We start from the raw sequence: 20,271 nt of genomic DNA, 5'->3' as shown, positions 1-20,271 counted from the left end.
AAATGACATGTACTCGCCGTCCTCAACCCAAGCACCCCGTTCCGCTCGTCCCGATATGGGCCAGGCAGCACCGTGGCGCGATTGGACGGCACTGGCACTCCTGATGTTCCCGGTGCTGCTGGTGGCCGTCGACAACACCGCGCTCACCTTCGCCCTGCCCGAGATCGCCCGATCCCTGGAAGTGGGCGGCGTTCAGCTGCTGTGGATTGTTGACGCCTATCCCCTGGTCCTCGCCGCACTGCTCGTCTCCATGGGCAACCTCGGCGACAGAATCGGACGACGGCGGCTGCTGCTGATCGGCAGCACCGGCTTCGCAGCGGTTTCGGCTGCTACGGCATTCGCGCCTTCCGCTGAATGGCTCATTGCCGGACGCGCGGGCCTTGGTGTCTTCGGCGCCATGCTGATGCCCTCAACGCTGTCCCTGATCCGGAACATCTTCACCGATCCCAACCGCCGGCGGCTCGCGATCGCTGTGTGGGCTGCCGGCTTCTCCGGTGGTGCGGCGCTCGGCCCGATCTTCGGCGGCTGGCTGGTGGAGCACTTCTGGTGGGGTGCCGTCTTCCTGGTGGCAGCGTTCCTGCTCCTGCCGCTTCTGGCCTTCGGCCGGGTCCTGATTCCCGAGTCCAAGGACGCCAATCCTGGCCGCGTGGACGTGAACAGCATTGTCCTGTCCGTGGTCACCATGGCCCCGTTCGTCTACGGCATCAAGGAATTCGCAGTTCACGGCTTCGGAGCGTCGGCTGCAGCTTTCATGGGCTTCGGCCTGGTGATGGGCAGCCTGTTCGTTCGCCGCCAGCAGCGGATCGAAAACCCCATGCTGGACGTCGCTTTGTTCAAGAACAAGGTGTTCAGCACGGCAATCGTGGCAAACGTGCTGTCCTTGTTCTCCATGACGGGCTTCATCTACTTCTTCGCCCAGCACCTGCAGCTGGTTGAGGGACAGTCCCCCATGGAGGCAGGCATCGCCATGATTCCTGCCCTCCTGGCAACAGTCATCGCAGGCCTGCTGGTGGTGCCGCTGGTCAAGCGTGTCCGGCCCGGCTTCGTTGTCGCTGCTGGTCTGACGCTCAGCGCCATCGGTTACTTGATTGTGGTGGTGGGCGACCACGGCAGCGGCCCCATATTCCTGCTGTCAGCCCTGACCGTTCTCGCCGTGGGCGTGGGTGCTGCGGAGACCATCTCCAACGACCTCATCCTGGCCTCAGTACCTGCCGACAAGTCCGGCGCCGCCTCAGCCATTTCCGAGACCGGCTACGAGCTGGGTTCGCTCCTGGGGACGGCCGTGCTCGGCTCGATCCTCACCGCTTCCTACCAGCACAACCTCATCATTCCGGACGGCGTCTCCTCACAAGCCGCCGGGAAGTCAGGGGAAACCCTCGCCGGTGCTGTTGATGCGGCAGCCGCACTCCCGGCGCCATTGTCGGAAGCGTTGACAGTCGCCGCCCGGACAGCTTTGGAGTCCGGCGTCCACATCACTGCGGCGATTGGGCTGGTCCTGATGGCCGGCGCGGCAGTGCTCGCCGCCGTCGTGCTCCGGCGTGTGCCGAAGGCGCAGTAGCGGGCACAGCGCCGAAGGCGCAGTAGGAAACGCGGTGCCGACTGAAGCTAGACAGCTTCGGTCGGCACCGCTTTTTTGTCGACGGCGGCAGTCAGTTCGTCGATCCTGTCGAGGGCGTCGCTGAGTCGGGTCACCGTATTCCACAGCTTTGGATGCTGTTCCCTGACTTCCTGGAGCGTGGTGCCGGCGGAGGTCAGCGACCCGAGGTCAAAGCTAACGTTGGTTCGAGCTCCCGCTATGGCTGCACGGAGGGCTCCAAAGCCCACAACGACATCGGCGATCAACGCAGGGTTCCCGTTGGAAGCGAGCCAGCCCAGGTCTTCGATGGCGTTGATGGCGCGCTCGCCCAGGACGGCTGAAGCCTTGGCAGCATCGACGGAGGCCTGATGGATCGCTGCGTCCCGTTCCGGACCGGGGTCGAGGCGGAAGGCGGCACCGAAAGCGTTGGAGGCGGACGCGTCGTCGTCGGCTAGTTCAAGCGCAGCTTGGCGGAGAGCGTGGGCCCGGGCGTGGATGTCACCGAGCTGTTCGCGTTGGGCCTCTTCCGCCTCGGTGTATCCGGCCACCATGGATGTCAACGAGGCGGCAATGGAGAGCATGACCCCGGTCCCGGCACCCCCGCCCGGGGAACCGGTGGATTCCGCCAAGGACTTGGTCCACTCTTCAACGGTGGATTGCTGAGTGGTGACTGATTCAGAATCTTTCATGCCATCCAGTGTGCAGGTGCTTCCCAGCCTTTGCAGCTTTGGGCTGGATACACTGGCCAGATCCAGGCGTCGAACGAAAAGGGCTGACTCATGACCATTGACCTCGAAAAGCTTTACAAGGACCTGCACGCCCATCCCGAATTGTCCTTCCAGGAAACCCGAACCGCCGGGATCGCCGCTGGTTATCTTGAAGACCTCGGCTTCACGGTTCACCGCAATATCGGAAAGACCGGGGTTGTTGGTGTCCTGGTCAATGGGCCCGGACCGGTGGTGATGCTCAGGGCGGACATGGATGCGTTGCCGGTCAAGGAAGCAACGGGTTTGGACTACGCAAGTACGGCCGTAGGTGTTGATCATGAGGGCAAGGACATGCCGGTCATGCACGCTTGCGGCCATGACGTGCACGTGAGCTGCCTGGTTGGCGCGGTGGAGGTCCTGGCCTCGCAGCGTGATGAGTGGCAAGGCACCCTGATAGCCCTCTTCCAACCGGCAGAAGAATGGGGCGGCGGGGCAGAAACCATGGTTGCCGACGGGTTGTATGACGTGGTCCCGAAACCCGACGTCGTCCTGGGCCAGCATGTGGCCCCTTTCCCTGCCGGATGGTTCGGCATGCGGCCCCTTTCCCTGCCGGATGGTTCGGCATGCGGCCCGGCGTCACCATGGCGTCCGCTGATTCCCTCAACATCACTTTGCATGGACGAGGGGGCCACGGATCGCGCCCGGAGACCACTATTGATCCGGTATTGATGGCTGCTGCAACCACTGTCAGGTTGCAGGGCATCGTCTCGCGTGAACTGGCAGCCAGTGACTCCGCAGTGGTAAGCGTTGGGCAGATTCACTCAGGCACCAAGAACAACATCATCCCGGAGACGGCAACCCTGGGCCTCAGCGTACGCACTTTCAACGAGGCCACCAGGGACAAGATCCTCGGTTCAATTGAGCGTATTGCCAAGGGGGAAGCCACAGCTTCAGGGGCTCCCAAGGAACCGGAAATCCACTTCGAAGAACGGTTCCCGCTGACAGTCAACGACGAAGCTGCCACCGGGAGGGTGTCGGCAGCGTTCAAGGCAAAGTTTGGTGAAACACAGATTATCGACCCCGGGCCCGTGTCCGGCAGCGAGGACGTGGGAGTCCTGGCCAAGGCTGCCGGTGCTCCGCTGGTGTTCTGGTTCCTGGGTGGCGCCGAGCCTGCCTTGTTCAAGGAGTTCGCTTCAACAGGTCGCCTGCCCGAGGACATTCCGTCGAATCACTCGCCATACTTTGCGCCGGTTATCCAGCCAACGCTGACACGAGGAACGGAAGCCCTGGTGACGGCTGCCCGGGAGTTCCTGGCCGCTCCGTCATAAGGCTTCAGCCACCAAACCAGCAGCAAAAAGGGCGAAGGCGCTGCGAGCGCAGCGCCTTCACCCTTTTGCTTCGAGCAAGTGCAGCTTCCTTGACCGTGACAATGAATGCCTAGACTTTCTCGCGGATGCGGTTCATCGTCCGTTCCGGAACCTCCGATTCCTTGCGACGGCGGGCCAGGAAAGTCCACAACGTTCCTTCCGTCCGTTGACGGCTCTCCGTCGGAGCTGCTTCCTTCTTTGCATCAGACTTTGCGTCAGACGTATGCGTCTCGGGCCTGCGCGCGGAGTCCTTCTTCGTGCGCCGCTCGAAGTCGTCGTAGTACGCGTAGCACATACCCAACCTCCTTTAACGGCTGTCCCTTAATCGTCCTCTGGCGGGGCCTGCACGTCGATGGTTTTGTGCTTTGTGATCGGCTGGATCACTGTGCGGCCGCGGCTGCATCCGACCTAGTGGGATAGAGATGCCTGACGCGCTGCCCGCACAGCCGCTTTGGTCTCCTCCATTATGAGATCGGCATTGATGGCAGCCCCTGCCATGACTCCTGACGCTGCAGAAGCCATGACCTGCCCCATGAGATCCGCGACGTTTCCCGCTGCCCAGACACCTGGCACCGATGTGGCGCCGCCCATGGGATTCACTTCCACGTGCCTTCCTACGCCCATGGGGTGCTCCACCGACGGAACTCCCAAAGACTCGAGCACAGTGGACCGGGCCTCCAAACGCGGTCCGGTTACCACAGCTTCCATGGGGATCACTTTGCCCGTAGCCAGGACAACACCGCTCAACACGTCGTCAGTGACTGCCAGCGCTTGGACTTTGCCTTCCACCACAGTGATGGAACGGGCAGCAAGTTGTTCCCATTCTTCTTCCGTTGGCTCCACCACGTCATTGAGGAAAAGCGTGACGTTGGGGCTCCATTGACGGAACAGCAGTGTCTGATGCAAAGCCATCGGTCCTGAGCCCAGAATTCCAATAGCCTTGTTCCGGACCTCCCAGCCATGGCAGTAGGGACAATGCAGGACATCGCGGCCCCACCGTTCCCGGATGCCCTCGATGTCCGGGAGCACGTCCGTCAAACCCGTGGTGACCAACAAGCGGCGGGCACCCGTGGTCCGGCCGTCTGCCAACTCCACCTCGAAGGCGGGTTCCGCTCCGTTGGTGGGGTCCGCCGTCGAACGTGCCGCAACGGCTACGCCCTCCACGATGTCCGCCCCGTAGTGCCGGGCTTCGGTCCGGCCCAGTTCCAGTAGTTCCCGCGGGTCGATTCCGTCCCGGGAAAGGAATCCGTGAACCCCGGCGGCGGGCGCGTTCCGGGGCTCTCCGGCGTCGATGACGAGGACGGACCGCAAGGCCCTGCCCAGCGTCACGGCGGCACTTAACCCAGCTGCGCCACCTCCCACCACAACGACGTCGTACTCCCCGGCCATCTGACGGTCTGTTACTTCTTCGCTCACTGTGCCTCCAGGCGTATCCAGCGGCCCTTCGCCGCTTCTTCCATGGTTGGCCACAGTTGAATCAATCAGCAAGGAAGTTTGCCAATATGGCAAACTGTGGGCATGACTACCGATTTCAGCACCATGCTCGATGCCGTCGGCCCTCGCCTGCGCGCATTGCGGACCCAGCGCAACGTGACCCTCGCAGAAGCCTCGGAAGGGACGGGCATTTCCGTCAGCACGCTGTCCAGGTTGGAATCGGGCCAACGCAAGCCAACACTTGAACTTCTTCTCCCCATAGCGAGGCTGCATCAAGTCCCCCTCGAAGAATTGATTGACGCGCCGCAAACAGGTGATCCCCGCATTCACCTCAAGCCGCACGTTCACGAGTGGGGAACCGCCGTTCCCTTGACCCGACGCCCCGGTGGAATCCAGGCGTTCAAAATGGTCCTTAGGAGTGGGACGGGCAAAGAGACCCCGACGCCGCAATCACATGAGGGCTACGACTGGGTGTATGTCCTCAACGGCAAGCTCCGGCTGGTGTTGGGCGAGAACGACTTTGTCCTCAAGCCGGGCGAGGTGGCGGAATTCGATACCAGAACTCCGCACTGGTTTGCCAGTGCCACGTCGGAGCCCGTCGAGCTCCTTACCCTGTTCGGCCAACAAGGCGAACGCCTTCACGTGCGGGCACGACCCAAACGATAGGAAGGGCTCCCTACGGGACTAGGAGGCAAGCCATTCCCGAGCGTTTCGGCGCGAAGCCACCGGCTCAGCATCGGGCGCAGGGCGGTTGATCTCTGACCACACCTCATCAAGGGACAACCCAAGGACGTCGGCAATCGCGGCCACCGTGGGGAATGCGGGAGTAGCCACCCTGCCGGACTCGATCTTCCGGAGCGTTTCCGGGGAGACCCGGGCATCAAGGGCGATCTCGAGCATTGAGCGTTCACCCCGGGCGCGACGCAAGAGCGCACCGAGACGCTGTCCACGCTCGGCCTCTGCGGGTGTTAGCGGCAACCTGACCATGGCTCCAATTGTAATACCGGGATAATATGGCCGGGATAGTTATTGGTCATACACGAGAAAGGTGCCGCATGATTGAGATCCTGAGCCCCACCGAACTGGACCGGGCAAAAGAGGCAGGCTCGCTGGTTGCCAACATCCTGCAGACGCTGAAGCGCCGGGCAACAGTGGGCACAAATCTCCTGGATATCGACCGCTGGGCCAAGTCCATGATCCTCGAAGCCGGGGCCGTCTCCTGCTATGTCGACTACGCTCCTTCCTTCGGCCGCGGACCGTTCGGCCACTACATCTGCACAGGTGTCAACGACGCCGTCCTGCACGGCCTCCCCCGAAACTACGCACTGGCCGACGGCGACCTGCTGACCCTCGATCTGGCTGTCTTGAAAGATGGAATCGCAGCCGACTCGGCGATCAGCTTCATTGTGGGTGAATCCAAGCCCTCGGAGAGCGTTGCGATGATTGAGGCCACCGAACTCGCCCTGCGAGCCGGGATTGCGGCCGCCCGGCCAGGAGCCCGCATCGGAGACATCTCCTATGCCATCGGGTCGGTCCTCAGCGACGCCGGCTACCCCGTCAACACCGAGTTCGGTGGCCACGGCATCGGGTCAACCATGCATCAGGATCCCCACGTTCCCAACATGGGACGGCCCGGCCGCGGATACAAACTCCGCCCCGGCTTGCTGCTCGCTTTGGAGCCCTGGGTGATGGCAGACACCGCACAATTGGTCACAGACGCCGACGGCTGGACGCTTCGAAGCGCAACAGGCTGCCGCACGGCGCACAGCGAGCACACCATCGCCATCACCGATGGTGAAGCCGAAATCCTCACTCTGCCGACGCTGGCTTCCTAGCCGAAAACGGCCCAGCGGCGGGAGCTAAAAGGCCCATCGGATCCCCATCCGGGTTCCGACACCTCTGGATCATGTTCTGGAGGGTCGGTGTCCGGGGAGTGGTGGGGCTTTGGAGTGGTAGGTGTGTCCGGTGGGTGTACTGATGTGCAGGGTGTGGGTGTCTGCGGGCAGGGGTGTGGCGTTCCAGCCGGGGTTTTCCTTGGTGTGGTTGCACGCTTCGCAGAGCCCTGCAGCGTTGTCCAAGGTGGTGGTTCCGCCGGAGTGCCAGGGCACGATGTGGTCGATGTGCCGGATGGGCGCGTCGCAGTACGGGGTGCGGCAGGTATGGTCCCGGGTTTGGATGAATCGCCGGTGTCGGTGTGGGAAGAGCCGGGCTCTGGAGTCCATGGCCAGCAGTTCCCCGCTGCCGGGCGCGGTGTAGAGCCGCCGGACCCAGACCGCGAAGTCCCGACCCGGCCCTGTCGCGGCTTTTGTCCCGGCCCGGCCGTGTGTCTCTTCAGCGCCGATCAGGGTTCTGGCCCACTCCGCGGGGACGATGCCGTAGCCCTGCAGCCTGGCCGGTTCGCTGTCTCCCTGAAAGAGGGTGCGGTCGGTCATGACGAGGTCCAGGTTGATGCCCGTAAACCCGGCCCGGGTGCCGGTGACACGTTCGACCAGGGTGTCGGCCATGACCTGGCCACGGCCCCGGGGATCACCACTGGAACGGGCAGCATCAGCGGACCGGGTCAACGCCGCATACACCGCCACCCCTTGGGCGACCGGGAGCAGCGCGGTCAGGTACGTCATGGTGTCCGGTGCCGGGCGCAGACTCACGGTCCGCTCACTGGCGGCGTGGCTGGCCCGCTGCGCCACGGACCGTGGGTCACGACGGTACGCGGCCGCTTTCACGGCAGCGACCAGGGCCCGGTCACCGAAACCCTCGAAAGTCCCGGCATCGGGAGCGAGTTCCTCATCCACGGCGGCCCGGTCCTCAACACTGAGGCAGGCTGTTTCCTTCACCAGCAGTGTGGCCCGCCACTCGTTCAACAGGCCTTTGTTCAACGCCGCCAGCGTGTGTGGCATCTCCAGCACCAGGGCCTTGGCAAGGCCCAACAACCTCGAGCCCCGGTTCGGTGATTCCCGACGCGCCAACGCCACCTGCGAACCGACACCCTTGCCACGCTCGGCCGCAGGGATTCCGGCCTCGGCCTGTTCAGCCCGCTGCGCCAGATCAAAAGCCACAGCAATCTGCGCCTGCAAACCGGAGATGGCCGACTTCATCTCCTCCAACACCCGCAACTGACCGATCAGGTCACCGCTGACAGTGCTGGGCTGAACTGAACTGCCGGCCTGAGCCACCCCTCGAGACAGAGCAGGAAGAGGCACAGCAGAGACCGCCGCCCTCGCTTGCCCGTCCCGGATCTGTTTCATACTCCTACTCTCGCAAGAGGCACCGACATTATTACCCCCGCCCACCCCGGCGACCCACCCGTTCCCGGGACCGTATGCCAGTCATGATTGGAAGCCATTCGGTTTGCGCCTTGCGCTTTGGGAGTGACTCGCGCCATACTAAATGAACGCTATTCATTTAGTGACTGTCGTCTCACCGGAGTACATGCCGCCATGATTGAAACCTGCCTGCCTCGAAGTCCCCGTTCCCGGGTCGGCGTCGAGCCCGGGACACGTACCCCGCGATCCTCCAAGTTCCCAACAGTTTCAACGACCCCATGGACGGGAAAGCGCTCCGCATTCCCGCCGACCCTTACCCCGGACGCCGCGTGATCGGTGTTGACACGCGCGAACTCTTCACCCGGGGCGGCGGCATGCACTGCATCACGCAGCAACAGCCTTCGGCCATCTAGAAAGGGCCTCTTATGAGCCAGACAATCCGCCGCAGCGGCAGTGACGCTGCAACGTCGCACGACATCAGCGGCAAGGGACTGAAGACGGGGCAGTTGGGGCTCCTCGCCGTCGTCGTTCTTGGCATTTCAACCATCGCCCCGGCGTATACGCTGACGGGCGCCCTTGGCCCTACGGTCAACGAAGTGGGGCTGCAACTGCCCGTGATCTTCCTGATCGGCTTCATCCCGATGATCCTGGTGTCGCTCGCGTACCGGGAACTTAACGCAGACTCTCCGGACAGCGGCACCACGTTCACCTGGGTCACCAAAGCGTTCGGCCCCTGGGTGGGCTGGATGGGTGGCTGGGGCCTGCTCGCGGCCAATATCATTGTCCTGTCCAACCTGGCGGGCGTCGCCGTGGACTTCTTCTACCTGTTCCTCGCGCAGGCCACCGGCTCACCGGAGCTCGCCGATCTCGCCTCCAACAAGCTCCTTAACGTCGCCACGTGCTTCGTATTCGTGGCCTTGGCCGTCTGGATCAGCTACCGGGGCCTGCACACCACCAAGATTGTGCAGTACGGCCTGGTGGGCTTCCAACTGCTGGTCCTTGGACTTTTCGTGGGCATGGCCTTCGCCAACTGGTCCACGTCAGAGACGGCTGTTCCCTTCAGCTGGGACTGGTTCGACGTCACCAAGATCGAAACCTTTGGCCAGATCGCAGCCGGCATCTCGTTGTCGATCTTCGTCTACTGGGGCTGGGATGTCTGCCTGACCGTGAACGAGGAAACCGCCAACGGCAAGAAGACCGCCGGACTTGCGGGCACTCTCACGGCCGTCATGGTCCTGGGCATCTACCTGCTGGTCACCATCGCCACCATGATGTTCGCCGGCGTGGGTGACACAGGAATCGGCCTGAACAACGAGGAAAACCACGCAAACGTTTTCACCGCACTCGCCTCACCCGTAATGGGCCCGTTCGCAATCCTCATGTCCCTCGCCGTGCTCTCCAGCTCCGCGGCGTCCCTGCAGTCCACCTTCACGTCGCCGTCCCGCAGCCTGCTGGCCATGGCGCACTACGGGGCCCTGCCGGAACGCTTCAGCCACATGAGCAAGAAGTTCTCGACGCCGGGCTTCGCCACCGTCGCGGCCGGCGTCCTGTCCGCGGGCTTCTACGCGGTGATGCACGTGATCAGTGAGAACGTCCTGAACGACACCATCCTGGCCCTGGGCCTGATGATCTGCTTCTACTACGGGCTCACCGCCATCGCCTGTGTTTGGTACTTCCGGAACAGCCTGTTCGCCAATGCCCGGAACTTCTTCCTGCGGCTCGTATGCCCGTTGATTGGTGGCGTAGGCCTGTTCGTGGTGTTTCTGCAGACCGCAGTGGACAGCTGGGCTCCGGAGTTTGGCAGTGGCTCGGAGATCTTCGGGGTGGGACTGGTATTCGTCCTCGGCATCGGCATCCTGGTATTGGGCGCCGTTGTCATGCTGATCATGTCCCGCGTCCGGCCCGGGTTCTTCCGCGGCGAGACAATCCGGAAGGATACCCCGGCTTTGGTGGTGCCTGAATAACGAGCGTCGAAAACGCTGAAAAGCGGCCAGTTCACCCGGAAAGTTCCGGCGAACTGGCCGCTTTCGTACATTCTCGGAGACCCGCGGCTTCAATCACCAGCGATGGGCGACGTCCACTACCAGGCGGGAGCCGCCGTCGGGCCCGTCCAAGGTGAAGACCCTGAACGGAAGCCGGGCCCGGACACCCAGCCCAATGCTCGTGGTGCCCTCAAAGCTGCCGGCATAAACCACCTGGCGGAAGGTCTGATAACCGGAGACGTTGGAGAGCTCCGCTTTGGCTGCGGGCAGGTAGGTGGGCTGGCTGTACTGGTTATAGGACGGCGCAGTCACCACCACTTGCAGGTCTGCGTCACCAAGCACGGGGATCGGGTAGCCGGTGGCGTCCTGGGTGATTACCGGGACATAGCGGACGGAATAGCCGGCCACCTTTCCGGTCATGTCGATCACCAGACGGTCGAAACACGGCTGTTGGCCCGTGCGGACATTGGTGACGTAGGCGGAACTCATGTCGGGGTCGGCTTTGGCCAACGAACCCCAGGCAAGTCCGCAGTAAGATGCCGCCGAGGCAGGCCCCGGCGCCGCCAGACCGAGTCCGGCTGCGGCCAGGACGGCTGCCAGACCCGCTCCAATTTTCCTCATTTTTTGTGCCCCCTTCAGGCGAAGTTGATACTTCAACATTAGGAGGACGCAAGCCACTTTGGACTGGTTGTTGCCGCTTCGGCGCATAACCGTTAAAGGGGCAACAAGGTGGTCACGGGAGGGACATCAAATACCAAATCCACGGCCGGTGCGGGCAGTTTTTAAGGGCCTTCGCACCCATGTTCGTGATCGAAGATAACGAGACCCCGGCGTTATCTAGCCTTCGCAGTCCTTGCAGAACTTGAGGCCGTTCTTTTCGAGCGCAATCTGGGACCGGTGACGGACCAGGAAACATGAACCACAGGTGAATTCGTCCGACTGCTCCGGGACAACAATGACGGTCAGCTCTTCACCGGAAAGATCAGCACCGGGAAGGTCGATACCTTCGGCAGTGTCGTTTTCTTCGACGTCGATGACTGCAGTCTGTGCAGCGTTGCCACGGGATGCCTGAAGAGCCTCAAGAGATTCAGCCGGAGAGTCTTCTTCGGTCTTGCGCGGGGCGTCGTAATCAGTAGCCATTGAGGGTTCGCTTTCGTTGCTGCATAGTGCCTATTCCGGCACCTCAGTGAAGCAGTTTAGGGCATACTCCCCGCGTTTAACGAATAGTGTGCCCAACGCAACATATGGCAGCTTTCGCAGCGTTCTCTATGGCTCTGGCTGCACCCTCGCAGTGTGCGATTGGATGGCCTGGGCGCTGGCCACCGTCACGCCGCTCAGCGCGGGCAGCCACGCCAGACGGTGCTCGTCCCGGGCCTCCACTTCAGCGCAATCCAGGACGTAGGCGGCCTCGATCCATGCCCCCAAGGTGGTGCCGAGACGGGTTGCCAGCGAAGCCAATGAAGCGATCATGCGGCAACCGTATCCAGCCTGCGTTTGGGGTCAGTTTCCGTCTGGTCACAAGCTTGTTAACTACTCGGCTAGGCTCGCATGATGAACACTCGGGGGATGCTGTTGCCAACTAACTCTTGTAACCAAGCTGGAGCAACCTCCTCGCCGCCTCCGGCAATATCACTGAAACAGGCTTTGTGGGCCCTGATGTGGATTGCCGTGTACGTTGCCGCAGTCTTTTTGGGAATGGTTGCAGCGGGATTGTCCGGCCTGGTTCATTTCACTGCAGAAACCGCTGTTCCAGTCATCCTCGGAGGGGCAACAGCAGCCGCAATGCTGGCAACATACGTACATTTGGTTCGAAGAAACCAACTCACTCCGAGCATGCTCGGATTCCGACGCTTTGACTCACGCATGCTGCACTTGCTCTGGCAGATTCCCACAGCCATCGTGGCTTCCGCCTGCGCCCAGGGTCTTTTCCTGGCTGTTCTCAGCCTCTTTGGAGTGGACGGCGCTGCGTCCAGTTCCTCCAACGGTGCGCTGGGCCGGGTTGCCGAACTTCCGGCACCGCTGATTGGCCTGACCGTGCTCATCGCTGCCGTGTTGACCCCTCTCTGGGAAGAAGTCCTCTTTCGGGGAGCTTTTCTGAGCGGGTTGATGCAACGTTGCAGGCCGTTTGCAGCCGCGGCAATTTCAGCGGCAATCTTTGCCGCTGTCCACCTGGTCCTGTTGACCTTCGTATATCTCTTTATGCTCGGCATGGCCCTGGCGCTTCTGAAAAAATTCCACCAAAATCTCTGGGCGCCCGTACTTCTGCATGCTGTCAACAACGCTGTGGTGCTGCTCATCATCTTGTCGGCTACGCAAAATTAGCCACCCTGCAGCGCCTGCTCCACGATGTACTCCGCGATGGCCATCGACGACGTCGCCCCCGGCGATGGTGCGTTACGCACCAAAACCGTGTCCCGGCGTCGCGCAATCACAAAATCGTCCACCAGCGAGCCATCACTGTTCATGGCCTGTGCGCGCACGCCACGGGTGCCGGGCAGGATGCTGGCGCCTTCCAAGGACGGAACAAAGCGCATCGCTTCCCGGATGAATTTCTTCCGGCTCACTACGGTCTGGAATTCTCGGACCGCCGACGGCACATTCTGCCGGGCAAAGTTCCAGAAGCCCGGAAAGAGCGCATAGCTGGCAACATCACGCATCTTCACCTGGTTCCAGGCATAGGACTCCCGCCCGAAGGAGATGAAGGCATTGGGGCCAAGCATCATTTCGCCGTCAATCCGCTTGGTGAGGTGCACGCCGAGGAACGGGTGTTTGGGGTCCGGCACGGGATAGATCAAGCCCTTCACCTGATGGCGGGCTTCGGGGCCCACCAGGAAGTACTGGCCGAAGAACGGGACGATTTTCGGGGTCGCCGGCTCGCCAGTCGCCTCAGCCAGACGGTCCGACTGGAGCCCCGCGCACGCCACCACCAGGTCAAAATGTTCGCCACCATCCCGGGTGGTCACCACTACCCCACTGGCCTGCTGCTCCAGCCCGAGTACTTCCTGCCCCAGCCGGATGGTCCCGCCCATGGCTCGAACGTCCTCGGCGAGCGCCTCGGTAATGGCCGTATAGTCGACGATCGCCGTTTCCGGCGAGTGCAAGGCAGAAAGTCCGACGGCGTTCGGCTCCACCTCGTGTATCTGCCCGCCGCCCAGCATCCTCACTCCGGGGACACCGTTGGCTGTGGCCCGGGCGAAGATGGCGTCCAAACGCGTGGACTCCTCCGGTGTCTGGGCGATCACCAACTTGCCGCAGGCCTCATAGGGAAGGTTCTTCGCGGCGCAAAATTCCCGCAGCAACTCCACTCCCCTGCGGCACAGCCTTGCTTTCAGCCCTCCCGGCTCGTAGTAGAGGCCCGCATGGACCACACCCGAGTTGTGGCCGGTCTGGTGTGCCGCGAGCCGGTTTTCCTTTTCGTAAATGGTGACCTGGACGCCGTCGAGTGTGGTGGCGAGCTCCCTGGCCACCGCAACACCGATGATCCCACCGCCCACCACGGCGCAACGCCTGATGGTTCTCCTGCGTGGACGGTTGGGCATGGCACTCCTCGTCATTGGGGCTCGGTCCGCGTCAGTCCCAGCATGTCATGACCGCCGGGGCGGAACGGTGAAGGGGGACAAAGAGGGCACAAAAAAGGGCGGCACACGAGGCGCCGCCCTTTTTCGTTGGAGCGTTTTACTTAGTGCTTGGCTGACTATGCAGTCGGCTGGTCAAAACGCTGGCCGGCCGGGTTGGACGGCAGAAGCGAGAACACCAGCAGCGCAAGTCCGCCCAAGCCGGGAATCAGGCCGATCAGGACGAGCCACCCGCTGAAGTTGCCGTCGTGGAGGCGGCGAACCAGCAGGGCGATGGACGGGATGAGGATTGCCAGGTAAAAAACGACGGCCAGAATCAGGCCGACAACAGAGCCCGGGCCAGGAGTGGTGGTTCCGTTTGCAGAAACGGTGGCGCCGGCGCTGCCAAGAACCAGGGTCAGGATCTGCAGGACGAAGCCCACGACACCCAGAACCAGTGCCACCCACCAGTATTCGCTGCGGCTGGCGCGGCCGCTGAACGCGGTGTACTTCTTGAAGAAACGCTTGACGGCTGCACCGATCGGAGCGCCGTAGTACGGTGCCCACAGCGGCGGTTCGCCAGCCTGTGCGGTGTAGGGCTGGGTCTGCTGCGGTTGTTGCGGGTAAGTGCTCATTGGTATATCCCCCGGGGTTAGGTGTGAGTCGTTACGATGCGTTCGTACTCAGGTGATGAGTCGTGCCTATCGTAATGCCCCCGAGGCCAATTAGGCAGTTCGATGGATGAAATTAACCCGGATTTAGCCTGATAACGGATTGTGTCGGCCGTTGGCTGCTCTCAGACCCCTCATTACCCGACACGAATTACGTCGATTTCCACCGGGCCCGACCGGCGGCGTCACAGGGCGTAGTGCTTCCGCAGGTCCGTCTTGCGGATCTTGCCGCTGGCCGTGCGCGGCATTTCCTCAACGAACACCACTGACTTGGGGATCTTGTACCGCGCCAGCCGGCCGTCGAGATGCGAGCGCAGTTGCTCCTCGGTCAGGGAACTTCCGTCCCGCAGGGTGACGATGGCGCGGGGCACTTCACCCCAGGTATCGTCGGCAACGCCGATCACCGCCACGCTCCCTACCGCGGTCAACTCCGCGATGGCCGCCTCAACCTCGGCCGGGTAGATGTTCTCGCCGCCGGAGATGATCATGTCTTTGATCCGGTCGGACACGAACAGGAATCCCTCCGCGTCCTGATGGCCCATGTCGCCGGAGCGGAACCACGAGGAATCCGCGTAGCTGTCTGCGGTGGCTTCCGGGCGGTTCCAATACTCCTTGATGACGTTGGGCCCGGAGATCTGGATTTCCCCTACCTCGCCCGCGGGAGCAACGCCGCCCATCGGACCGGCGATCCGCACGTCCGTGAAGAAGTGCGGCAGCCCGGCAGATCCGGCCTTCTCCTTGGACCGCGATACCGGCAGCATCGTTGCGCCAGGCGCGGTCTCGGTCATGCCATAACAACTGGTGAATCCAATACCGCGGGCCTCATATGCTTCCAGGACCCTGCCCGGTACCGCGGAACCACCGCACGTGAGCTTATCCAGGGAGCTGAGGTCCGCCGTCGACCATCCGGGGTGATCACAGAGCATCTGGAAGGTGGTGGGAACGCCGTTGAGCGTGGTGATCTTGTGCCGGCCCACCAACTCCAGGACCCGCCCAGCGTCGAACTTCGCTTCAAGCACCACGGTGGCTCCTTTGAGGAGCATGGGAAGCAGACCCATATCCAGGGACGCTACGTGGAACAGCGGCGAGATCATGAGCGCTACATCGTTGCGGTTCAGGTCCATGTCCACCACCGTGTTGATGCAGTTCCACGTGATGTTGCCATGCGTCAGCAGCGCGCCTTTGGGCTTGCCGGTGGTGCCTGAGGTGTAAAGGATCATGGCGGCGTCGTCCAGCGTCACGGTCTCATCAAGCGGCTCCGCGGTTGCAGCGTCAAGCACCTCGCCATAGTGCTCGACGCCGGACGGCAGCTTGTGGGCGGAACCGTCGGTGGCGTCGTCGGACGCCACTACAAGACGGTGGGTTACCACTGTGTCGGTCACGGACGCGGAGGCCACGACGTCCAGGGCCTCGGCGTTGATCAGGAGCCGCGCGCCGGAATCCTGCAGTTGAAACTGCAGCTCCGGAGCCGCCAAGCGGGTGTTCAACGGAACGAAGATCGCGCCCAGCAGACCGCAGGCGAAGAACGTCTCCACAAAGGACGCGTGGTTCTCACCGAGGTAGGCCACGCGGTCCCCTTTGGTTACTCCCCTGGTTTTGAGGGCGTTGGCCAAACGGTCGGTGCGGTCGGCGAGCGCGTCGTAGCTCAGCGCTTGATCACCGGAAATGAGGGCCGTTGCGGTTCCGGACTTATTGCGGCGGCGGTGCAGCCAGGATCCAACTCCGTTGTTGTCCATGGTGTGCTACTCCTAACTGACCGTTGAAAGGTCGTTGTTCTTAGACTCCCGCGTCAGCAGGATGAAGACAATCGATACCAGCGACATGATGGACAGGAACACCACCACGGGGACGATGCTTTGGCCGGAGTCCTTATAGAGGCCGGCCACAATGCCCGGTGTGAAGCCCGCGCCGATCAGGGTGGCCAATTGGTAGCCGACGGCTGCCCCCGTGTAGCGGTTGGTGGTGCCGAACTGTTCGGAAACAAACGCGGCAAGGGGTCCGTAGAGGGACGAGTGCAGAACCAGCGCCACCGTGAAGGCCAGGAAGACCAAAGCGATGTTGCCGGAGCTGAGCATCCCGAACATGGGGAACAGGTAAAGGATGAACAAGGCCAAGCCAGTCACCATGACCGGGCGGCGGCCGAAACGGTCCGAGAGCCTGCCGCCCAAGAGGACGAACAGGATGGAAATAGCCGAGGCACCTGCGAAAGCATAGAGCACGCCTTGCTGTGGTGCGCCCTTGGATACGGCGTAGGTCACGGAGAAGGTGGGCAGTACTACCTGCAGTCCGAAGCCGGCGGCACCGGCAAACATGATCATGATGAGCGCCTTGGGGCGTTTCAGAACTTCCAGGAGCGGGATTTTGCGCTTGGTCCCCTGGGCACTTTCCTTGGCCACGGCTTCGGCGAAGATGGGGCTTTCGGAAACCCGCAACCTCACGAACATGCCCACGATCAGCAGCACGAAGGACAACAGGAACGGCACCCGCCAGCCCCATGCCAGGAATGCGTCCTGCGGGAGGGCGGAGAAGATGCCCATGACCACGGTGCCCAGGACAGCCCCGGTGGGTGCGCCAGCGTTCACGAACGACGCCGCGAAGCCTCGCCTCTTGGGATCGGAGTGTTCCAGGGCCATCAGTGCGGCCCCACCCCATTCACCGCCGACAGCGATCCCCTGGCAGACACGCAGGACCACCAGGATCACAGCTCCCCACGGGCCAATGACGCTGGCTCCCGGAATCAGGCCAATCAACGTGGAGGCAATGCCCATCATCGCCATGGACACGATCAGCATGCCCTTGCGCCCTATGCGGTCGCCGAAGTGGCCGAAGATGATGCCGCCCAAGGGACGGGCGACATAGCCTGCCGCGAACGTGGCATAGGCAGCAACTACGCCAACCCATTCATCGGTGCCTGCGAAGAAGACTTTGGGGAAAGCGACCGCTGCCGCCGTTGCGTAGAGCAGGAAATCGTAGAACTCGATGGTGCTGCCCAGATAGCTGGACATGATGACCGTGCGCGCCTCTTTGCGCTTGGCGGCCGTGCTCGGCTGTGCGAGCGCAGTGTGTCCTGACATGGCTGTTCCTTGGGAGAGGAGGGAAGGGAATTGGATCTTTATTTGTAGAAACGGGCCAGGAATTCGGCCACGACAGCGGGGCGTTCCTGGCCTTCGATTTCAATGGTGGCGTTGACCTTGATCTGGGCGCCGCCCTTGACTTCGGTAACTTCGGCGATGCTGCCGTTCATACGGACTTTGGAGCCGACCTTGACCGGGGAGGTGAAGCGGACTTTGTCCAGGCCGTAGTTGACCTTGGTGGTGACCCCGTCTACGTCGAACAGTTCGCCCCAGAAAGGGATGATCAGGGACAGGGTGAGGAAGCCGTGCGCGATCGGAGCCCCGAACGGACCGCTCTTGGCGCGCTCGGGGTCGGTGTGGATCCACTGCTGATCGTCCGTGGCGTCAGCGAACAGGTTGATCTGCTGCTGGGTAATCTCGCGGTAATCGGTGGTGCCGAGGTCCTTGCCGGACATGGTGAGCAGGGTGTCGAAATCGACGACGAGATTGGGCATCTTTGCCTCCTGGCAGTTGGTGTTGAGGTTTGAGAAGGATTAGTTGGTAAAGGCGCTGGCACCGGTGAGGGCGCGTCCCACGATGAGGGCGTTGATCTCGTGGGTGCCTTCGTAGGAGTAGACGGCTTCGGCATCGGCATGGAAACGCGCGACGTCGGCCGCGAGGGTGATGCCGTTGCCGCCCACCACTTCACGGGCCAAGGCGACGGTTTCGCGCATCATCAAGGACGTCTGCATCTTGGCCAAGGCCGAGTCCTGGTCCCGGTAGATGCCCCATCCCTGCTGCTCAGTCAGCCGCACCACCAGTGAAAGCGAAGCGGTGATGTTGCCGAGCATCCGGGCCAGCTTCTCCTGGACCAGCTGGAAGGACCCCAGCGACCGGCCGAACTGCTGGCGTTCCTTGACGTAGGCCAGCGCTGCTTCGAACGCGCCTGCTTGAATGCCGGTGGCGATCCAGGCTACGTCCGAGCGCATCGCCCGAAGCATCGAGGCAACGTCCTTGAACGAGTTCACCTTGTGGAGGCGCATGGCCTCGGGTACACGGACCTTGTTCAGGGTGATATGGGCGTTCTGCATCATCCGGAGCGAGGTTTTGCCATGGATCTTTTCCAGGCTGACGCCGGTGGCGGTCCGGTCCACGAGGAACGCTTTGACCTGTCCATCGGCAACGTCCCTGGCGAACACACACAATACATCGGCCGTGGAGGCGCCCCCGATCCACCGCTTTGCGCCGTCCAGAACCCAGCTTCCGCCGTCGGGACCTTCTTCGAAACGGGCAGTGGTGGAAAGCCCTCCGGCGATGTCCGAGCCGTGCCCTGGTTCGGTCAGCGAGAAGACACCTTTGAGGGAGAAGTCGATGACCTTGGGCATCCACTCGCGCTGCTGCTCCTCGGAAGCACCAACACGGATCGCTGTCCTGAACAGCCCCGCCTGGGCGGTGTACCAGGTTGCCAACGAAGCGTCCGTGCGGGCCAGTTCGAAGATCCGGAAGCCGTGGTAGATCCCTCTTGCCGGCCCCTCCACGGTGAGATCGGAAGGTTCCATCACGTCAAGATCGATCAGCGGCTGAGCCAGCTGCTCCGGGAACTCTCCCCGTTCCCAGTACTCAGCCAGCAGTGGCTTCGCTTCCGCCTCCAGGAAGCCGCGCAGCCGGCCCAAAACCTGACGCTCTTCAGTGGTGAGGAGTGCTTCGGCGTCGTACCAGTCCGCCACGGAATAGAGCCGCTGTTCGGCATCTGTTGCTGTACTCGTGGTCATGTCAGCCACCGAGTCCCAGCAGCCGGACAGCGTTGTCCTTGAGGATTTTTGGACGGACTTCATCCTTCAGTGGCAGGTCAGCGAACGCACCCAGCCACTTTTGTGGGGTGATCAGCGGGTAGTCCGTGCCGAACAGGACCTTGTCCTGCAGCACCGAATTCGAGGCTTTCACCAGCGACTCCGGGAAATACTTCGGCGACCATCCGGACAGGTCAATGAACACGTTGGACTTGTGCGTCGCGATCGAGTTCGCCTCGTCCTGCCACGGCACCGAGGGGTGGGCCATGATGACCTGCAGGCCCGGAAAGTCAGCGGCAACAGCATCCAGCAGCAACGGGTTGGAGTACGCGAGCTTGATCCCATACCCACCGGGCAGCCCTGCACCCATGCCGTTCTGGCCCGTGTGGAAAATACACGGCAGCCCAAGTTCCTGAAGGGTTTCCCAGAGCGGATAGAAGGCCTCATTGGACGGGTCGAAGCCCTGCAGCGAGGGGTGGAACTTGAAACCCCGGGCACCAAGTTCAACAGCCTGGTGCTTCGCCCCGGCGATTGCGTCCTCCCCCGTCCGAGGATCAACGCTGCCGAAGGGAATCAGCACATCGTTGTTCCGGGCAGCGCCCTCGATCAGCTCCGGGATGCTGTTGGGCTCATGCTTGAGCTGCGTCCGTGCGTCGACAGTGAAGACGACGGCGGCCATGTTCAGTTCGCGGTATACCTCAGCGATCCGGTCCAGGGACGGCGTCCTGTCCTCGGACTTGAAATACTTCGCCGAGGCCTCCGTCAGCGCTTCCGGGAGCGAGCCATGACCGCAGCTGTCCACTTCCAGGTGGACGTGCATGTCGATCGCGTCGAGCTTCGCAACGTCGATGCCCAGTTCGTAGCGGTCGGCCAT

22 protein-coding genes and 1 pseudogene are annotated in these 20,271 nt (G+C 62.4%); 8 read left to right on the top strand and 15 right to left on the bottom strand.

Translation table 11 applies throughout. The features are described 5' to 3' along the window. The first annotated feature begins 7 nt into the window (after positions 1–7). The gene (locus ABQM86_RS05510) at positions 8–1,558 is read left to right on the top strand and encodes an MFS transporter (RefSeq protein WP_369746114.1); all 1,551 of its coding nucleotides are present in this window, start codon (positions 8–10) and stop codon (positions 1,556–1,558) included. Positions 1,559–1,605: 47 nt separating this feature from the next. On the opposite strand, the gene ABQM86_RS05505 is transcribed toward ABQM86_RS05510, so the two are convergent. Then, positions 1,606–2,265 carry a cyclodeaminase/cyclohydrolase family protein gene (locus ABQM86_RS05505; protein ID WP_280627038.1) on the bottom strand — a complete coding sequence of 220 codons (660 nt, stop codon included), beginning with the start codon at positions 2,263–2,265 and terminating at the stop codon, positions 1,606–1,608. A 90-nt stretch (positions 2,266–2,355) separates the two neighbouring features. Between ABQM86_RS05505 and ABQM86_RS05500 the strand changes: the two genes are divergently transcribed. Next, positions 2,356–3,012, top strand: a complete 657-nt coding sequence (locus ABQM86_RS05500) for a M20/M25/M40 family metallo-hydrolase (protein ID WP_369746113.1) — start codon at positions 2,356–2,358, stop codon at positions 3,010–3,012. Beyond that, positions 2,907–3,611 carry a peptidase dimerization domain-containing protein gene (locus tag ABQM86_RS05495; protein ID WP_369746112.1) on the top strand — a complete coding sequence of 235 codons (705 nt, stop codon included), beginning with the start codon at positions 2,907–2,909 and terminating at the stop codon, positions 3,609–3,611. The genes ABQM86_RS05500 and ABQM86_RS05495 overlap by 106 nt, the downstream gene beginning before the upstream one ends. 109 nt (positions 3,612–3,720) lie before the next feature. On the opposite strand, the gene ABQM86_RS05490 is transcribed toward ABQM86_RS05495, so the two are convergent. Beyond that, positions 3,721–3,945 (bottom strand): hypothetical protein, encoded by a 225-nt coding sequence (locus ABQM86_RS05490; protein WP_369746111.1) that lies wholly within the window; start codon positions 3,943–3,945, stop codon positions 3,721–3,723. Between the two features lie 113 nt (positions 3,946–4,058). Continuing rightward, the gene (locus ABQM86_RS05485; protein WP_369746634.1) at positions 4,059–5,039 is read right to left on the bottom strand and encodes an NAD(P)/FAD-dependent oxidoreductase; all 981 of its coding nucleotides are present in this window, start codon (positions 5,037–5,039) and stop codon (positions 4,059–4,061) included. A gap of 129 nt (positions 5,040–5,168) precedes the next feature. Here ABQM86_RS05485 and ABQM86_RS05480 point away from each other — a divergent pair, with 129 nt between their 5' ends. Beyond that, positions 5,169–5,750 carry an XRE family transcriptional regulator gene (locus tag ABQM86_RS05480; protein ID WP_280627033.1) on the top strand — a complete coding sequence of 194 codons (582 nt, stop codon included), beginning with the start codon at positions 5,169–5,171 and terminating at the stop codon, positions 5,748–5,750. Positions 5,751–5,768: 18 nt separating this feature from the next. On the opposite strand, the gene ABQM86_RS05475 is transcribed toward ABQM86_RS05480, so the two are convergent. Next, positions 5,769–6,071, bottom strand: coding sequence for a helix-turn-helix transcriptional regulator (locus tag ABQM86_RS05475; protein ID WP_280627031.1), 303 nt, complete (start codon positions 6,069–6,071; stop codon positions 5,769–5,771). A gap of 68 nt (positions 6,072–6,139) precedes the next feature. Here ABQM86_RS05475 and map point away from each other — a divergent pair, with 68 nt between their 5' ends. Further along, positions 6,140–6,919, top strand: coding sequence for a type I methionyl aminopeptidase (gene map, locus ABQM86_RS05470; RefSeq protein ID WP_369746110.1), 780 nt, complete (start codon positions 6,140–6,142; stop codon positions 6,917–6,919). Between the two features lie 69 nt (positions 6,920–6,988). Here the strand turns inward: map and ABQM86_RS05465 are convergent, their stop codons facing one another. After that, positions 6,989–8,329, bottom strand: a complete 1,341-nt coding sequence (locus ABQM86_RS05465; RefSeq protein ID WP_369746109.1) for a DUF222 domain-containing protein — start codon at positions 8,327–8,329, stop codon at positions 6,989–6,991. A 281-nt stretch (positions 8,330–8,610) separates the two neighbouring features. Between ABQM86_RS05465 and ABQM86_RS05460 the strand changes: the two are divergent. Beyond that, a pseudogene (locus ABQM86_RS05460) lies at positions 8,611–8,760 on the top strand (agmatine deiminase family protein); the annotation flags it as partial. 12 nt (positions 8,761–8,772) lie between these two features. Continuing rightward, on the top strand, positions 8,773–10,311 hold the full coding sequence (locus ABQM86_RS05455) for an APC family permease (RefSeq protein WP_369746108.1): 1,539 nt from the start codon (positions 8,773–8,775) through the stop codon (positions 10,309–10,311). Between the two features lie 93 nt (positions 10,312–10,404). On the opposite strand, the gene ABQM86_RS05450 is transcribed toward ABQM86_RS05455, so the two are convergent. The 3 genes from ABQM86_RS05450 to ABQM86_RS05440 all read right to left on the bottom strand — a co-directional run bounded on the left by ABQM86_RS05450 (position 10,405) and on the right by ABQM86_RS05440 (position 11,799). Further along, the gene (locus ABQM86_RS05450) at positions 10,405–10,950 is read right to left on the bottom strand and encodes a hypothetical protein (protein ID WP_280627023.1); all 546 of its coding nucleotides are present in this window, start codon (positions 10,948–10,950) and stop codon (positions 10,405–10,407) included. 216 nt (positions 10,951–11,166) lie between these two features. Then, positions 11,167–11,469, bottom strand: coding sequence for a DUF4193 domain-containing protein (locus ABQM86_RS05445; RefSeq protein ID WP_207596486.1), 303 nt, complete (start codon positions 11,467–11,469; stop codon positions 11,167–11,169). A gap of 126 nt (positions 11,470–11,595) precedes the next feature. Continuing rightward, positions 11,596–11,799, bottom strand: coding sequence for a hypothetical protein (locus tag ABQM86_RS05440; RefSeq protein WP_369746107.1), 204 nt, complete (start codon positions 11,797–11,799; stop codon positions 11,596–11,598). A 363-nt stretch (positions 11,800–12,162) separates the two neighbouring features. On the opposite strand from ABQM86_RS05440, the gene ABQM86_RS05435 reads away from it, so the two are divergent. Beyond that, the gene (locus tag ABQM86_RS05435) at positions 12,163–12,651 is read left to right on the top strand and encodes a lysostaphin resistance A-like protein (protein WP_369746106.1); all 489 of its coding nucleotides are present in this window, start codon (positions 12,163–12,165) and stop codon (positions 12,649–12,651) included. Here ABQM86_RS05435 and lhgO read toward each other — a convergent pair. The 7 genes from lhgO to ABQM86_RS05400 all read right to left on the bottom strand — a co-directional run bounded on the left by lhgO (position 12,648) and on the right by ABQM86_RS05400 (position 20,271). After that, entirely contained in the window at positions 12,648–13,868 is a 1,221-nt protein-coding gene (gene lhgO / locus ABQM86_RS05430) for an L-2-hydroxyglutarate oxidase (protein ID WP_369746105.1), read from the bottom strand. The genes ABQM86_RS05435 and lhgO overlap by 4 nt on opposite strands. A 155-nt stretch (positions 13,869–14,023) precedes the next feature. Continuing rightward, positions 14,024–14,518 carry a DUF805 domain-containing protein gene (locus ABQM86_RS05425; RefSeq protein ID WP_207596483.1) on the bottom strand — a complete coding sequence of 165 codons (495 nt, stop codon included), beginning with the start codon at positions 14,516–14,518 and terminating at the stop codon, positions 14,024–14,026. Between the two features lie 221 nt (positions 14,519–14,739). Further along, positions 14,740–16,290: an o-succinylbenzoate--CoA ligase gene (menE, locus tag ABQM86_RS05420; protein ID WP_369746104.1), complete on the bottom strand. Its 1,551-nt coding sequence runs from the start codon at positions 16,288–16,290 to the stop codon at positions 14,740–14,742. 12 nt (positions 16,291–16,302) lie between these two features. Further along, positions 16,303–17,628: an MFS transporter gene (locus tag ABQM86_RS05415; protein WP_207596479.1), complete on the bottom strand. Its 1,326-nt coding sequence runs from the start codon at positions 17,626–17,628 to the stop codon at positions 16,303–16,305. 38 nt (positions 17,629–17,666) lie between these two features. Next, entirely contained in the window at positions 17,667–18,122 is a 456-nt protein-coding gene (locus tag ABQM86_RS05410) for a MaoC family dehydratase (RefSeq protein ID WP_207596477.1), read from the bottom strand. 39 nt (positions 18,123–18,161) lie between these two features. Beyond that, positions 18,162–19,379 carry an acyl-CoA dehydrogenase family protein gene (locus tag ABQM86_RS05405; RefSeq protein ID WP_369746103.1) on the bottom strand — a complete coding sequence of 406 codons (1,218 nt, stop codon included), beginning with the start codon at positions 19,377–19,379 and terminating at the stop codon, positions 18,162–18,164. A gap of 1 nt (position 19,380) precedes the next feature. Continuing rightward, entirely contained in the window at positions 19,381–20,271 is an 891-nt protein-coding gene (locus ABQM86_RS05400; RefSeq protein WP_280627011.1) for an amidohydrolase family protein, read from the bottom strand.

It is taken from the genome of Paenarthrobacter sp. AMU7, from assembly GCF_041200195.1.
GTDB lineage: Bacteria > Actinomycetota > Actinomycetes > Actinomycetales > Micrococcaceae > Arthrobacter.
Note: the sequence above shows the minus strand (reverse complement) of the source record. Positions and strands in the feature narration are given on the sequence as shown.